General features: G+C 73.6%; 15 protein-coding genes. 8 read left to right on the top strand and 7 right to left on the bottom strand.

Features of this window, described 5'->3' with window-relative positions; genetic code table 11:
* Positions 1-195 precede the first annotated feature (195 nt).
* Positions 196-1,068: a GNAT family N-acetyltransferase gene (locus ABT296_RS32335; protein WP_351932584.1), complete on the top strand. Its 873-nt coding sequence runs from the start codon at positions 196-198 to the stop codon at positions 1,066-1,068.
* 11 nt (positions 1,069-1,079) lie between these two features.
* On the opposite strand, the gene ABT296_RS32330 is transcribed toward ABT296_RS32335, so the two are convergent.
* The gene (locus tag ABT296_RS32330; protein WP_351932582.1) at positions 1,080-1,745 is read right to left on the bottom strand and encodes a pyridoxine/pyridoxamine 5'-phosphate oxidase; all 666 of its coding nucleotides are present in this window, start codon (positions 1,743-1,745) and stop codon (positions 1,080-1,082) included.
* An 83-nt stretch (positions 1,746-1,828) separates the two neighbouring features.
* Positions 1,829-2,977: a thiolase C-terminal domain-containing protein gene (locus ABT296_RS32325; protein ID WP_351932580.1), complete on the bottom strand. Its 1,149-nt coding sequence runs from the start codon at positions 2,975-2,977 to the stop codon at positions 1,829-1,831.
* Positions 2,978-3,056: 79 nt separating this feature from the next.
* Between ABT296_RS32325 and ABT296_RS32320 the strand changes: the two genes are divergently transcribed.
* The 3 genes from ABT296_RS32320 (at position 3,057) to ABT296_RS32310 (ending at position 5,218) form a co-directional block, all read left to right on the top strand.
* A complete protein-coding gene (locus ABT296_RS32320; RefSeq protein ID WP_351932588.1) occupies positions 3,057-4,229 on the top strand; it encodes an acyl-CoA dehydrogenase family protein in 1,173 nt (390 codons plus the stop codon).
* Positions 4,226-4,702, top strand: coding sequence for a nitroreductase family deazaflavin-dependent oxidoreductase (locus tag ABT296_RS32315; protein ID WP_351932578.1), 477 nt, complete (start codon positions 4,226-4,228; stop codon positions 4,700-4,702). The genes ABT296_RS32320 and ABT296_RS32315 overlap by 4 nt, the downstream gene beginning before the upstream one ends.
* 63 nt (positions 4,703-4,765) lie before the next feature.
* Positions 4,766-5,218, top strand: coding sequence for an Lrp/AsnC family transcriptional regulator (locus ABT296_RS32310; RefSeq protein ID WP_351932576.1), 453 nt, complete (start codon positions 4,766-4,768; stop codon positions 5,216-5,218).
* A gap of 73 nt (positions 5,219-5,291) precedes the next feature.
* Here the strand turns inward: ABT296_RS32310 and ABT296_RS32305 are convergent, their stop codons facing one another.
* On the bottom strand, positions 5,292-5,927 hold the full coding sequence (locus tag ABT296_RS32305) for a TetR family transcriptional regulator (RefSeq protein ID WP_351932586.1): 636 nt from the start codon (positions 5,925-5,927) through the stop codon (positions 5,292-5,294).
* 134 nt (positions 5,928-6,061) lie between these two features.
* Between ABT296_RS32305 and kbpA the strand changes: the two genes are divergently transcribed.
* From kbpA to ABT296_RS32290, 3 genes are all read left to right on the top strand, one after another.
* Positions 6,062-6,784, top strand: a complete 723-nt coding sequence (kbpA, locus tag ABT296_RS32300; protein ID WP_351932574.1) for an AfsK-binding protein KbpA — start codon at positions 6,062-6,064, stop codon at positions 6,782-6,784.
* A 174-nt stretch (positions 6,785-6,958) separates the two neighbouring features.
* Positions 6,959-9,307 carry a serine/threonine-protein kinase gene (locus tag ABT296_RS32295; RefSeq protein ID WP_351932572.1) on the top strand — a complete coding sequence of 783 codons (2,349 nt, stop codon included), beginning with the start codon at positions 6,959-6,961 and terminating at the stop codon, positions 9,305-9,307.
* Between the two features lie 169 nt (positions 9,308-9,476).
* On the top strand, positions 9,477-10,007 hold the full coding sequence (locus ABT296_RS32290) for a hypothetical protein (protein WP_351932570.1): 531 nt from the start codon (positions 9,477-9,479) through the stop codon (positions 10,005-10,007).
* 46 nt (positions 10,008-10,053) lie between these two features.
* Here the strand turns inward: ABT296_RS32290 and ABT296_RS32285 are convergent, their stop codons facing one another.
* The 3 genes from ABT296_RS32285 to ABT296_RS32275 are packed head-to-tail and all read right to left on the bottom strand — an operon-like array spanning position 10,054 to position 12,394.
* Positions 10,054-10,827, bottom strand: a complete 774-nt coding sequence (locus ABT296_RS32285; RefSeq protein WP_351932568.1) for an enoyl-CoA hydratase/isomerase family protein — start codon at positions 10,825-10,827, stop codon at positions 10,054-10,056.
* Entirely contained in the window at positions 10,824-11,237 is a 414-nt protein-coding gene (locus ABT296_RS32280; RefSeq protein ID WP_351932566.1) for a Zn-ribbon domain-containing OB-fold protein, read from the bottom strand. Before ABT296_RS32280 ends, ABT296_RS32285 begins: the two co-directional genes overlap by 4 nt.
* Before the next feature lie 8 nt (positions 11,238-11,245).
* Positions 11,246-12,394 (bottom strand): lipid-transfer protein, encoded by a 1,149-nt coding sequence (locus tag ABT296_RS32275; protein WP_351932564.1) that lies wholly within the window; start codon positions 12,392-12,394, stop codon positions 11,246-11,248.
* A gap of 83 nt (positions 12,395-12,477) precedes the next feature.
* Here ABT296_RS32275 and ABT296_RS32270 point away from each other — a divergent pair, with 83 nt between their 5' ends.
* Positions 12,478-14,052 (top strand): FadD3 family acyl-CoA ligase, encoded by a 1,575-nt coding sequence (locus ABT296_RS32270; protein WP_351932562.1) that lies wholly within the window; start codon positions 12,478-12,480, stop codon positions 14,050-14,052.
* 45 nt (positions 14,053-14,097) lie between these two features.
* On the opposite strand, the gene ABT296_RS32265 is transcribed toward ABT296_RS32270, so the two are convergent.
* Positions 14,098-14,550, bottom strand: coding sequence for a phospholipase (locus ABT296_RS32265; RefSeq protein WP_351932560.1), 453 nt, complete (start codon positions 14,548-14,550; stop codon positions 14,098-14,100).
* Between the last annotated feature and the right edge of the window lie 94 nt (positions 14,551-14,644).

Here is a 14,644-nt window from a genome sequence, read left to right as displayed (position 1 = left end):
CGCCCGAATAGCTCCGCTATTAGGGCGCTCCGGCGCCTTGCGATCGCACGCACCAGACGCCGCGGGGCCCGCCCTTCGGGCGGACGACGGGACTTCCGAAACACGCCCTAGTGGTTCCGGCGCGTCCGCGTCAAGGCTGTGGGCTGACCTCGCCAAAAGATGGCCAAGTCCGCGGCGGGAGCGGGATCATGAGCCATGCGCTCGGACGACTGGTACGTCACCGAAGACCTCGACCGCTTCCTCGCCCACGCGGGCGGCTTCCTGCGGTCGCGCCCCGATCTGCACACCGTGGCCCTGACGGTGACGGAGTCCCTGCGCGTGCGCGGGCTGCGCGCCTACGGCAGTGACGAGCCGCCCGTGTTCGGGGTGATGGAACGCGACGGCGAGGTCCGCGGAGCCTACTTCCGCACCCCGCCCTACCGGCTCAACGTCACCCCGCTCACCGCCGACGAGACCGACGCCCTCGCCGCCCACCTGGTCGCCACCGGCCACCCGGTCCCCGGCATCATCGGCACCCGCGAGACCACCACCGGCTTCGTCCGCTCCTGGCAGCGCCACACCGGCGCCGCGGCCGCCCTGCGCCAGCGCCAGCGGCTGCACCGGCTCGGCATGCTGATGATGCCGCAGCCGGTACCCCCGGGCCGGGCCAGAGTGGCCGACGAGAAGGACCGCGAGCTGCTGATCCGCTGGTACACGGAGTTCACCGAGAGCGTCGGCGACCACCCCGCCGGCGAGGTGGAGGTCTGGGCCGACCACCGCGTCTCCTACGGCGGCATCAGCTTCTGGGAGGACCCCGACGGCACCCCGGTCTCCATGTGCGGGGTCACCCCCACGGTCGCCGGACAGGTCCGTATCGCCCCCGTCTACACCCCGCCCCACCTGCGCGGACGCGGATACGCCGGGGCGGTCACGGTGGAGGTCAGCCGGGCCGCGGTGCGCGCCGGCGCCGAGGAGGTCCTGCTCTTCACCGACCTCGCCAACGACACCAGCAACGGCCTCTACCAGCGGCTGGGGTACCGGGCGGTGGCCGACTTCGAGGTGTACGACTTCGCGTCCGGCGCGAAGTAGTTCGACAGGCCCTAGGGCCACAGCAGTTCGCGGGTCCAGTTGTCCTCGGTGCGGCGGTAGGTCAGGCGTACGTGGCGGCGCCGCTCCTCGCCCTGGAAGAACTCCACCTCCTGCGGGCGCAGGCGGTACAGGGTCCAGGTCGCGACCGGGGCGTCCGGGTTCTCCCGGGCGCGGGCCCAGGACTCCTCGGAGGCCCGCGCCAACTCCGCGAGGGAGGAGAGGACTTCGCTCTGCCGGCCGGTGAGGGCCGCCGCCAGCGCGCCCGTCGAGCGGGCGTGCAGGTCCGCCTGGCTCTGGGCCGAGGGCGCCGCGGTCACCGTCCCCCGCACCCGCACCTGCCGCCCCAGCACCGGCCAGTAGAAGCCCAGCGCCGCGTACGGGCGGGCCGCGAGCTGCCGGCCCTTGCGGCTGCCGGAGTGCGTGGCGAAGGCCCAGCCCGCCGCGTCGGCCCCGTGCAGCATCACCGTCCGTACGTCCGGCCTGCCCTCCTCGTCCGCCGTCGCCAGCGACATGGTGTGCGGCTCCGCCTGGCCGGCCGCCACCGCCTCCGCGAACCAGTCCGCGAACAGCGGCAGCGGCTCGGGCGGCGCCGACTCCGGGTCGAAGGGCGCCAGTGCGGTCACCTCCGGGTCCCACACCCGCAGCGACCTCAGCAGCTCATGAAGATCGGTTCCCATGCACCGATTGTCGGCCCGAACCCGGGTTCGTGGAGCCCCGGGCACCACGAACCCGCGTGCCCGGGCTTCCGCACCCGCCCCGCCTACCGCCCCAGCACCACCGTCCCCGACGAGCAGAACCAGCCGCCCGTCCCGGACGCCACCGCCAGCCGCGGCAGGTCGCCGTCGGTGCGCCGCACCTGCCGTGCCCCGCCCTCCCCGCGCAGCTGCCGTACCGCCTCCACCAGCAGGAACAGCCCGCGCATGCCCGGATGCTGGGCCGACAGACCGCCGCCGTCGGTGTTCACCGGCAGCTCCCGGGACTGCACGAACGCCCCGCCCTCGCCCTTCTTGCAGAAGCCGAGGTCCTCCAGCGTCACCAGCGTCATGTAAGTGAAGGCGTCGTAGACCTGGGCGACGTCGATCTCGGCCGGCCGCACCCCCGCCCGCCGGAACGCCAGCGGGCCGCTGACGGCGGCCGGGGTCACCGTGAAGTCCTCCCACTCGGACATCGTGGAGTGGGAGACGCACTCGCCGGTCCCCAGCACCCACACCGGCGCCCGGCGGCAGTCCCGTACGTACTCCTCGGCCGCCAGTAGCACCGCCGCCCCGCCGTCGGAGCGGACGCAGCAGTGCAGCTTGGTGAAGGGGTCCGCGATCAGCGGCCCGGACAGGACGTCGTCGACCGTGATCGGGTCCCGGAACATCGCCTCCGGATTCAGTGCCGCGTTCTGCCGCGCCTGCACCGCCACCTCGGCCAGCTGCTCGATCGTCGTGCCGTACTCGATCATGTGCCGGCGGGCGGCCATCGCGTACTTGGCGACGAGGGTGTGCCCGTAGGGCGCCTCGAACTGGAGCGGGCCGCGCGCCCCGAAGGAGAGGTTCCCGGTCCTGCGGCCCGCCCTGATGTCGGCGCGGGCCGTGGAGCCGTAGACCAGCAGGACCGCCTCGGCGTGCCCGGCGGCTATCGCGTCCGCCGCGTGCGCGGCCATCACCTCCCAGGTCGCGCCGCCCACCGAGGTGGAGTCGACCCAGGTCGGGCGCAGGCCCAGGTACTCGGCGACCTCGACCGGCGCGAGCACCCCGGTGCCGGCCGAGGCGAAGCCGTCGACCAGCGAGCGGTCGAGCCCGGCGTCGGCGAGCGCCCGGCGGGCCGCCTGGGCGTGCAGCGAGTGGGGCGTCGCGTCGTCCACGCGGCCGCAGTCGGCGAGGGCGACCCCGACCACGGCGACTTTCCGGTTTCCGGCGGTCATGACTGGCCTCTCCCTCTGTGCATCTCGACCCGGCCCTCCTAATATGACGGACCGTCAGATCTGGTGGGAAGGGGCAGCGATGGACGCCGGTTTCACCCCCGAACAGGACAGGATCCGCCGCGCTCTGCGCGAACTGCTGGACAGGCGGTGCGGATCGCGGGAGCTGCGCGCCGCCGTCGACAGCCCCGAAGGACACGACCCGGCGCTGTGGGCCGCCCTCGCCGGCCGGCTCGGCCTGCCCGGCCTCGCCCTGCCCGAGGCGTACGGCGGCGTCGGCTGCTCGGCGACCGAACTCGCCCTGGCGGCGGAGGAGACCGGGCGGGCCCTGGCGCCCTCGCCGCTGCTGGCCACCGCCGTCCTCGCCGCCCCGCTGGTCCTGGCCCTCGGCACCGGGGCCCAGCGCGCCGCCCTGCTGCCCCGGATCGCCGACGGCTCGCTCACCGCCGCCCTCGCCGCCCCGCCCGCCTGTCTCGCCCTGACCGGCGCCAACGACGGCGACTGGGCCGGCGGCGGACGCTCGGGCGGGGTCCAGGCCCGGCGCACCGCGGACGGCTGGCGGCTGTACGGGGAGGTCGAGCACGTCCTCGACGGGCACAGCGCCCGAATCCTCCTCGTCGCCGCCCACACCGGCGGCTTCACCCGCTCCCGCACCGACCTGTTCCTGGTCCCCGGGGACGCCGCCGGGCTCGTCCGGGTGCGGCGCACCGCCCTGGACGCCACCCGGCCGCTGGCCGCGGTGCAGTTCCGCGAGACCGGCGCGGAGCTGCTGGGGGAGGAGGGGGCCGACGTGCCCGGGGCGCTCGCCGGGGTCGGGGACACCGCCGCCGCCGTCCTGGCCTGCGAGGCCGTCGGCGCCGCGGGGCGGGCGCTGGAGCTGACCGTCACCCATGTGCGGGCGCGGGAGCAGTTCGGGCGGCCCATCGGCTCCTTCCAGGCGGTCAAGCACCGGCTGGCCGACGTGTACGTCCAGGTGCGGGCGGCGAGGTCCGCCGCCCACTACGCCGCCTGGGCGACCGCCCACGCCGAACGCGTCGGCGGGCTCGCCCTCGCCGAGGCGCTGACCGCGCTGCGCGCCGCCGCCGGGGAGGCGATCCAGCTGCACGGGGGCATCGGCTTCACCTGGGAGCACGACGCGCACCTGTACTTCAAGCGGGCCGCGGGCGACGAGCTGCTGTTCGGGCCGGCGCACCGGCTGCGGGCCCGCGCGGCCGACACCGCGCGGCTCTTCGAGGCGCCGGAGGTGACGGTGTGATCGGGGTACGGGCGGTGCAGCGGCTGTCGTCGACGCGCGGCTTCGCCAGGGTCGCCCCGCATGTGATCCCGGCGCTCGACCGGGCCGTGCACCGGCTCACCCGCGGCCGGGTGCTGCTCAGCGCACAGCTGCTGCCAGGGGTGGTCCTGACCTCCACCGGCGCCCGCAGCGGACTGCCGCGCCGCACCCCGCTGGCCTGTATGCCGGAGCCGGAGCGGGGGAGCTGGATCCTCATCGGCTCCAACTTCGGCCGGCCCGGCCATCCCGCCTGGACGGCCAACCTGCTGGCCCGTCCGGACGCCGAGATCAACTGGAAGGGCGCCGACATCGCCGTGACCGCCCGGCTGCTGGCGGGCGAGGAGCGGGATGCGGCCTGGCGGGCGGCCCTCGCCTTCTGGCCGCCGTACGCGACCTATCAGGCACGGGTGGAGCGGGAGATACGGCTGTTCAGGATCGAGCCCCGCGAGCCGTAGGGCGCGTCGTGTGCCAGGGGCCGGGTCGGCGGCCGGTTCCGCCACTGGGGGAGGATCTGCCCCATGGACGACGTGGACCGGAAGATTCTCGCCGAGCTCCAGCGGGACGGCCGACTGACCGTCACCGAGCTGGCCGCGAGGGTGCGGCTGAGCGTCTCGCCGTGCCACCGGCGGCTCAGGGAGCTGGAGCGGTCCGGGGCGATCAGCGGCTACCGGGCCGTGGTGGAGCCGGCCGCCGTCGGACTGGCCTTCGAGGCGCTGGTCTTCGTCTCCATGCGGCAGGAGGACCGCGACACCGTCGCCGGGTTCGAGCGGGCCGTCGGCGAGATCGAGCAGGTCCGGGACGCCCAGCGGCTGTTCGGGGAACCGGACTACCTGCTGCGGGTGGCCACCGCCGACCTCGCCGCCTTCCGGCGGCTCTACGACGAGCGCCTCGCCACCCTGCCGGGTGTGCAGCGGCTGACCTCGACGCTGGTGATGAAGCACGTCGTACGGGACCGTCCGCTGCCCGCGTAGCGCGGCAGGCGGCCGCCCACCGGGTGGACGGCCGCCTGCCAGACAGGACTTGGGCCCGGGAAGTGGAGGGGTGCTACTTCGCGGGCTTCTTGCCCGTCACACCCAGATGCACCAACAGCGCCAGATTCGGCTTGAGTTCGGCCTGCTTGACGCCCCAGGACTGGAAGCCCTTCTGGTGCGAGGCCACCGCCGCGAGCATCGCGACGATCGAACCCGCGATCGCGGCCGGGTTGACGTCCTTGTCGACCTTGCCCTTGGCCTGCAACTCCGCGACCGCGTCCGCGAGGGAGTTGTTCACCGAGTTCAGGATCTTCATCCGCAGCTTGTAGAAACGCTTGTCGCCCTCGGCCGCGCCGAGGTCGACCACTCGCAGGATCGCGTCGTTCTTCCGCCAGAACTCCAGGAATCCGTCCACGAGTTCCTGCGCGGTCTGCCAGCCCGACTTGCCGACCCAGGACCGCCCCTGGAGCAGCTCGGTCAACCCGGCGCCCTCGGCGGCCATTTGGTCGGCGATCTCCAGAACGGCGCCTTCGACGTCCGGGAAGTACTGGTAGAAGGTGGCGGGCGAAGTGCCCGCCTTCCGGGCGACATCGATGACTTTGACGTCCCGGTAGGGGGAGGAGCTGAGCATCTCGCTGAGGCAGTCGAGCAGCTTCTGCCGGGTCGCCTGCCCACGCCGGCCGGCCACGCGGCCGTCGACGGTACGCACTTGTCCTGTCATGCCGTCAGCTTACCGAGGGGTGATGGGAGCGCGATTCGGCCGACTGCAAATGGGGTGCACGGGCGCCGGGAGCCTGGTGTGCCTGGTCTGCGGCGTGCTCAAGCGCCCGTTACTTTGACGACATGGCCGAAAACAGGGCATCCCGGTATGTGGAGGGCGTCCCGTGCTGGGTGGACGCCCAGCTCCCCGACGTCGAGGCGGGCAAACGGTTCTACTCGGACCTCTTCGGGTGGGACTTCCCGGAGGGTGAGGAGCCGTACGCGCTGCTGGAGGGGGAGCGGGTCGCCGCGCTGGTACCCAAGACGGACGGGCGGATGCCGACCGTCTGGACCGTGTACTTCGCCACCCCGGACGCGACCGCGCTCGCCCGGCGGATCCGGGACGAGGGCGGGCAGATCGTCACCGCGCCGGTGCCCGTGGGGGAGGAGGGGACGACCGCTCTGGTGACCGACGCCGAGGGCGCCGTCTTCGGCCTGTGGCAGGCGGGTGCCCACACCGGCTTCGGCCGCCGCCACGAGGAGGGCGCCTTCGTCTGGGCCGAGCTGTACGCCCGGGACACCGAGGCCGCCAACGCCTTCTACGGCGGGCTCTTCCACGACGCCCTGTTCGGCCCCGACGCCGAGCCCGACTTCGGCCGCGCCCCCGTCTCCGACGTGTTCTTCGCCGAGATGCCCCCGCACTTCCTCGTCCACTTCCGGGTGGCCGACTGCGCGGCCGCCGTCGCCACCGTGCTGCGCCTGGGCGGACGGGTGCAGGCTCCACCCTTCGAGACGTCGTACGGCACGGTGGCCGTCGTGACCGACAATCAAGGTGCCTCGTTCGCGGTGCTGGAACGCTCCGACTGAGGTTTTCTGTCAGCATTCGCAGGGAGACACCCCGATTTGCCGCCGGGTTCGCAACCACGCCCGGGGACAGGAAGAATCGGGGTGCGTGCCGCCATGGCGGTGCGGTGGTGAGACGCTGCACGGGGTCGCGTACATACGTGGGTGACGCGGCCCGTACGGGGAGGTGGCAGGCAAGTGGTGGATCAGCTGACGCAGCACGATCCGCGGCGGATCGGGCCGTTCGAGGTGCTGGGACGGCTGGGGGCCGGCGGCATGGGGCTGGTCTATCTGGCGCGCTCGGCGTCGGGCCGGCGCGTGGCGATCAAGACGGTCCGTACGGAGCTCGCCGAGGACCAGCTCTTCCGCGTCCGCTTCACGCGCGAGGTGGAGGCGGCCCGCGCCGTCTCCGGCTTCTACACGGCGGCCGTCGTGGACGCCGACCCGCGCGCCGCAGTGCCGTGGCTGGCCACCGCGTACGTCCCCGCGCCCTCCCTCGAGGAGATAGTGAACGAGTGCGGGCCCCTTCCGGCCCAGGCGGTGCGCTGGCTGGCGGCGGGTGTCGCGGAGGCGCTCCAGTCCATCCACGGCGCCGGTCTCGTCCACCGCGACCTCAAGCCCTCCAACGTCCTGGTGGTCGAGGACGGCCCCCGGGTGATCGACTTCGGTATCGCCTCCGGCGTGTCGAACACCCGTTTGACGATGACGAACGTCGCGGTCGGCACCCCCGCCTACATGTCACCCGAGCAGGCCAAGGACTCCCGCAGCGTCACCGGCGCCAGCGACGTCTTCTCGCTCGGCTCGATGCTGGTCTTCGCGGCGACCGGTCACCCGCCCTTCCACGGTGCCAACCCGGTCGAGACGGTCTTCATGCTGCTCAGGGAGGGCCCGGACCTCGAAGGGCTCCCCGACGAGCTGCGCCCGCTGATCGAGTCCTGTATGCAGATGGAGGCCACCGGCCGGCCCAACCCCGCCGACCTCCAGGCCCAGCTCGCCCCCCACCTCTTCGGCTCCGGCTCCGACGACAGCGGTACGGCGTCGGCGTGGCTGCCCGAGCGGGCGGTCGGCCTGATCGAGGGCCGCCGCAACGGCCGCCCCCCGGCCAAGCCCGCACCCCACTCCGGGGGCCGCAGCGGCGGCCGGATGATGCCGCCGCCGCCCGCCCACGACCCCGTCGTCCCGGCCCCCGTGCCGGTCGGCGCCCCCGACACCGGCCCGGTGCGGCTGGCCGGCGCCCAGGTGCCCATCGGCCCCGGCCCGCGCGTCGCCGACGCCCGCGCCGCCGCCGTGAAGGCGCCGCCGCCGGAGGCGGGCCTGGTCGCCTCCTGGACCAAGCCCCGGCCCGGCGTCAACGGCGCCGACCCGGTCGTGGGCCCCGCCGCGCCGCCCGTTCCGGCCGCGCCCCCGGAGGCGGCGGGCGGCTGGCGGCCCTGGCGCTTCCGGATGTCGAACGACGTGTGGGGCACGCCCTCGGTCGCCGGCGACCTGGTCTACGTCACCTCCTTCGAGGTGCACGCGCTGGACGTCGGCACCGGCCGGCGCCGCTTCAAGACGCGTGACGTCGCCTGGTCGATGGCGGTCGCGGACGGCCGTATCCACGCCTCCGACGGGCCCACGCTCTTCGCCCTGGACTGCCGTGAGGGCGCCGACCTGTGGCGGCTGCCGACGGACGCCTGGGTGTACTCGCTCAAGGCCGAGCGCGGCACGGTCGTCACCGGCACCCGTGGCGGCGGGGTCCAGGCGTGGGAGGCGTCCACCGGCCGGCGGCTGTGGGAGCTGAGCGGCGCCCAGACCGACTTCGAGTCCCCCGAGGCGGGCCCCGCCCTGCACGAGGGCACGGTCTACGTCTGGCAGGACGCCCGGCTGCGCGCGCTGGACGCCCGTACGGGTGAGGAGCGCTGGTCGTACCCGATCGGTGACGCGGCCTCCTGCGGCGGGGTCCCGGTGCGGATCTCGACCGCGCCCGACGGCTTCGTCTACGTCTCGGCCGGCACCCGGGTCCTGGCGCTGGACGTCGCCTCCGGCCAGGTCCGCTGGCACTTCGAGGCCCCGGCGGCCTTCCTCTCGCCGCCCGCCTTCGTGCCGGGCCCGGCCGTGACCGGCGGCGGGGTGTACCTCGCCGACTACCTCGGCACGGTGTACGCGCTGGACGCCACCGACGGCCGCGACCGCTGGCGGATCGCCACCGAGTCCCGGTCCTCCACCGAGCCGGTGCTGGTGGCCGCGGGGCATGTGCACGTCGGCAGCGGCAAGGGCCTGTACACGCTGGACGCGGTCACCGGGACGCCGAAGTGGCGCTTCCAGGCGGGCGGGGACATCGTGGGGGCGCCCGCGGTCGCCGAGGGCCGGATCCACTTCGGCTCCACGGACCACCTGCTGTACACGCTGAAGGCCGACGACGGGCGGCTGCGCTGGAAGCTGGCCACCGGCGGCGAGATCACCGGCTCCCCGGTCGTCCGGGACGGCGTGGTGTACGCGTGCAGCAAGGACCGATGCGTCTACGCCCTCGACGCCGAGAAGGGCACGGGCACCGCGCGCACGGCCTGACGGGGCAGGGGGACGGCCGTCGCGTACCGGTCGCACGGAAGGGGTCCGGGCGGCGGCCGTCGCTGCCGGGAGCGGCCCTGACGCCGCTCCCACCCAGACGCTACGCCGGGGACGCTCCGGTCGCCATGCGGTGACATGGCCGTGACAGGTGATCGCTAGGGTCGCTGTCATGGATCTTCGGGGGCGCAGAATCAGGTTCACAGCGGTGACGGCCATGGTGGTGCTGGCCCTGACGGGCTTCTCGTCGGGGCGCGGCCACGGCGGCGGCGGTGGTGACGGAGGCGGGGGCGGCGGTTGCAGCAGCTCCAGCCAGAACCACGACAGCTCGTCGTCGACGTCGGGAGGCTCGGGCGGCCACGACGATGACGACTACGACTCCGACTACGACGCCGACACCGGCTCCTCGTCCGGGTCCGGCAGCGCGGAGGTGCTGCAGGACGGCACGGTCGAGCTGATCAGCTGCGCGACCGCACAGAACCCGTACGCGACGCTGGAGGTCACCAACCCCAACACCTACGGCTCGTACTTCACGGTGACGGTCGACTTCCTGGACGCCTCCGCCAACCTGGTGGAGCAGCGGACCGCGGACGAGTTCGTCGCCGCCGGCGAGACGGCGACGGTCCAGGTGGACCTCTCCAACGGCGGCGTCGCGGCCAAGGTCGCCGAGTGCGAGGCCGAGCCGTACGCGACGACGGAGTGACACGGACGACGTGAGCCCGGTGCCGGGGTGGGACCGGCACCGGTGGTCATCTGACCCGGTGGGTGCCCGCCCGCCGGGTCCTGAACAGTTCCGTCTGTTCGGCGGGGGGCAGGTTGCCCAGGGCGATCAGGTGGGGGGCCTGGGCGAAGGAGCGGGCGAGGGCGTCCTCGCGGGCTGTCCACAGGGCCCGGACGGTGCCCTGGACGGCGGCCGGGGGAGAGTCGGCCAGTACGCCCGCGCAGTGCAGCGCCGCTGCCAGGTCGGCGCCGGGCTCGGTGACCTCGGAGACCAGGCCCACCTCGTGGGCCCGGCGGGCGGAGATCCGTTCGGCGGTGCCCATCAGCATCATCCGCGCGGCCTCGCCGGCCGGCATGCGCCGCGCCATGAGCATCGACTCGTAGGCGCTGACCATGCCGTACGTGGTGTGCGGGTCGAAGAACTCCGCGGTCGGGTCGGCGATCAGGAAGTCGCACTCCCCGAGCAGGTAGAAGGCCCCGCCGCAGGCCATGCCGCGCACCGCGGCGATCACAGGCTTCCACAGGTCGTTGGACTTCGGCCCGATCCCGAGCAGCGGATCGTCCTGCATGTACGGCGAGCCGGGCTGCGGCACGACCGCGTCCCGGTCGATGCCCGTGCAGAACGCCCGCTCCCCGGCGCCGGTGAGCACCAGCGCCCGCACCGAGTCGTCGAACCGGAACGCCCGCCAGGCGTCGGCGAGTTCGGCGGCCGTGGCGAGGTCGATCGCGTTCAGCCGCTCGGGCCGGTTCAGGGTCACCACGGCGACGCCGGTGTCCTTGTCGGCGGTGATGTCCACGCTCATGGCCGCTCCGGGGTCCAGCGGACCAGCCCGCCCTCGAACACGGCCCGGACCCGGGCGCCGATGCGGATCCGGTCCGGGTCGAAGGAGCCGAGCGGGGCGCCGGGGGCGGCGACGAGGTTGCCCACGAGGCGGATCCGCGGGGCGTCGGCCAGCTCCACCAGCACCACGTCGTACGGCGCCAGCGCCGCGTAGTCGGGGAGCAGCGGCGGGTGCGGGACGACCCAGGACCAGATCCGGCCCTGTCCCGACAGTGGCCGCCAGTCCACGGCGAACGACTGGCAGTGCGGGCAGCAGGGGCGGGGCGGGAAGCGGGGTTCACCGCAGTCGCCGCAGGACTGGACGCGGAGTTCGCCGCGTTCGGCGTAGTGCCAGAACGGGGCGCCGTCGGCGTCGGTGACGGGGGCGAGCATCCTGGTCGTCAACTCCTCAACAGCAGCGCGGAGGTGGGCACTCCCTCGCCGGCGGTGACGAGGCAGGTGGCGGCGCCGGGCACCTGGGCGGTACTGGTGCCGCGGAGCTGTTTCACGCCTTCGTTGATCAGGTTGAAGCCGTGCACATAGGCCTCGGAGAGTCCGCCGCCCCCGGTGTTCAGGGGCAGCCGGCCGCCGATCTCCAGGGCGCCGCCCTCGGTGAACGCCCCGCCCTCGCCGCGCCCGCAGAAGCCGTAGCCCTCCAGCGAGAGCGGGACGAGCGCGGTGAAGGCGTCGTAGATCTGGGCGACGTCGATGTCCTCGGGGGTGAGGTCGGCGTTCTTCCACAGGTGGCGGGCGGCGGTCCAGGCGGGGCCGGTGAGCGGGTCGTCGTTCCAGTAGTTGACCATCCCGTGGTGCTGGGCGGGCAGGCCCTGGGCGGCGGAGTGCACGTAGACGGGCCGCCGGGCGCAGTCGCGGGCGCGTTCCGCGGTGGTCACCACGCAGGCCAGGGCGCCGTCCGTCTCCAGGCAGTTGTCGTACAGGCACAGGGGCTCGCTGATCCAGCGGGAGGTCATGTACATCTCGCGGGTGAGCGGGCGGTCGTACATGATCGCCGCGGGGTTCTGGTTGGCCCGGTTGCGGCAGGCCAGGGCGACGTTGAACAGGTGGTCGCGGGTGGTGCCGTACTCGTGCATGTGGCGGCGGGCGAGCATGGCGATCTCGTCGACCGGGCGCAGCAGGCCGTAGGGGCGGGTCCACTGGGCCGGGGTGGGCAGTTGTACGGCCGTGTTGGTCCAGGGGCGGGACCCCGAGCCGCGTTTGCGGGAGCGCCAGGCGACGCCGACGGTGGCCTGTCCGGCGGCTATCGCGGCGGCGAGATGGGCGACCGTGGCGCACGAACCGCCGCCGCCGTAGCCGACCTTGCTGAAGAAGGTGAGGTCGCCGAGGCCGACGGCCTTGGCCAGCTCCACCTCGTCGGTCTCCTCCATGGTGTACGAGGCGAGGGCGTCGACCTCGCCGGGGGCGATGCCGGCGTCGGCGAGCGCGGCGAGGACGGCCCGGCAGGCCAAGGTGCGTTCGTCCTCGGGCAGTTGCCTGGCGAAGGAGGTCTGTCCGATGCCGACGATCGCGGTCGCGTCCTTGAGCCCAGCCATGGTGTGGCCCCTCCCCGTCTGCTGACAGTGCGTCAGGTTACAGCTAATCTGACGGACAGTCAGCTACTGGTCTGGGGGCTGTTGTGCGCGGTGACACCGAATGGGGAAGCGTCCCGGGACTCGTCCGGTACGCCTGCGAGCGGTACGCGGACGCCGAGGCGGTCGTGGAGGGCCGTACGCGGATCACCTACGCCGAACTCGGCGCCCGGGTGGAACGGTCGACGGCGGCCTGCATGGCGGACGGGGTCCGGCCGGGGGACCGGGTGGCGATCTGGGCGCCGAACACCCTGGACTGGATCGTGGCGGCGCTCGGCGCGGTGTCGGCGGGCGCGGTGCTGGTGCCGCTGAACACCCGGTTCAAGGGCGCGGAGGCCGCGGACGTGCTGCGCCGCAGCGGGGCGCGCACGCTGTTCGTCACCGGGACCTTCCTCGGCACCTCCTACGTCGCCTCGCTGCGGCGGGCGATGGCCGCGGGCGGCGGGCTGGACGCCCTGCGGGTGGTGGTGCTGGCGGACGACGCCCCGGCCGACTTCTCGACCTGGAAGGACTTCCTGGCCGCCGGGGAGGGGGTGGGGGCGGAACGGGTGCGTCGGCGCTGGGAGTCGGTCGAGGGGCACCGGCCGTCGGACCTCGTGTACACCTCCGGCACGACCGGCCGGCCGAAGGGCGCGGTCATCACCCACGCCCAGACCCTGCGCGCCTACGAGGTGTGGAGCGACCTGGCGGGCCTGCGCCCCGGGGACCGCTACCTGATCGTGAACCCCTTCTTCCACACCTTCGGCTACAAGGCCGGGATCATCGCCTGTCTGACGCGCGGGGCCACGATGATCCCGCAGCCGGTGTTCAACGTGGACACGGTGCTGGCGAACCTGGCCGCCGAGCGGGTGTCGGTGCTGCCCGGCCCGCCGACGCTGCTCCAGTCCCTGCTGGACCACCCCGCGCGGGGCGCCTACGACCTCTCGGCGCTGCGCCTGGTGGTCACCGGTGCGGCGGTGGTGCCGCTGCGGCTGGTGGAGCGGCTGCGCGAGGAACTGCGCGTCGCCACCGTCCTGACCGCCTACGGCCTGTCCGAGGCGAGCGGCATCGTCACCATGTGCCGCCGCGGGGACGACCCGGCGGTCATCGCCTCCACCTCGGGCCGCGCGATACCGGGCACCGAGGTGCGGGTGGAATCCGCCGCCCCCGGCGAACCCGGCGAGGTCCTGGTGCGCGGCTTCAACGTCATGTCCGGCTACTGGCGCGACCCGGTGGCCACGGCCGGGACGCTCACCCCGGACGGCTGGCTGCGCACGGGCGACGTGGGGGTCCTGGACGCGGACGGCAACCTGCGGGTGACGGACCGGATCAAGGACATGTACATCGTCGGCGGCTTCAACGCCTATCCGGCGGAGATCGAGCAACTCCTCGGCCTGCACCCGGACGTGGCCGACGTGGCGGTGGTCGGGGTGCCGGACGCGCGGCTCGGCGAGGTGGGCCGGGCGTACGTGGTCCGGCGCCCGGGCGCTCCGCTGACGGGGGACGACCTGATGGCGTGGGCGCGCCGGGAGATGGCCAACTACAAGGTGCCCAGGTCGGTGGAGTTCGTGACCGAGCTGCCGAGGAACGCGAGCGGCAAGGTGGTCAAGGGGGAGCTGGGAGGGACGCCGGTGACCGGCTGATCCGGCGCCCCTCCGTCGCCCGTGCACCCAGGGCCCGCCGCGGTCCTAACCGAAGGCGCGGACGGCCTGGTAGTACGTCCAGGCCGTGCTGTCGCACGCCGTCTTCGTGGCGCCGCCGTAGCCGTTGCAGACCCGCTTGAGGTCCTCGTAGAAGGCGCTGTCGAGGCGGGACTTGTTGGCGCTGAAGGTGCCGGCCGCCTTGTAGTTGCGGTAGCCGAAGTCGTGGCGGGCGCAGGAGACGTTGAAGGGGAAGCCGAAGGGGTTGTCGGGCGAGGAGGAGCAGTAGTCGGTGGACCAGTCGAAGCCGTACGCGGACCAGGCGCCCTGGTTGGCGCGGGCGGCCGCCCAGGCGCTGTAGCTGGACGCGCTGGTCTGCGTCCAACTCGACAGGACCTGCGGTTTGTCGGCGGGAGCGGCACTGGAGGCCGACGCGGTGGCGACGACGGTGACCAGGGCCACGGTTGAGGTTGCAAGTGCGGTGCCGAGTCTGCGGTGCATCCCACACCTCCATGAGGCTGCCGGCCCGCTGGTCGGGCGACAGGTTCATGTCAGAGGATGGGGAGGGTTGGCCGGTTCTGACAGTGGCCGCACA

This window comes from Streptomyces sp. NPDC000983, from assembly GCF_040299205.1.
In the GTDB taxonomy this organism is placed as follows: Bacteria; Actinomycetota; Actinomycetes; order Streptomycetales; family Streptomycetaceae; genus Streptomyces.
The sequence above is the reverse complement of the archived record's forward strand: the minus strand, read 5'-3'. Positions and strand labels throughout refer to the sequence as shown.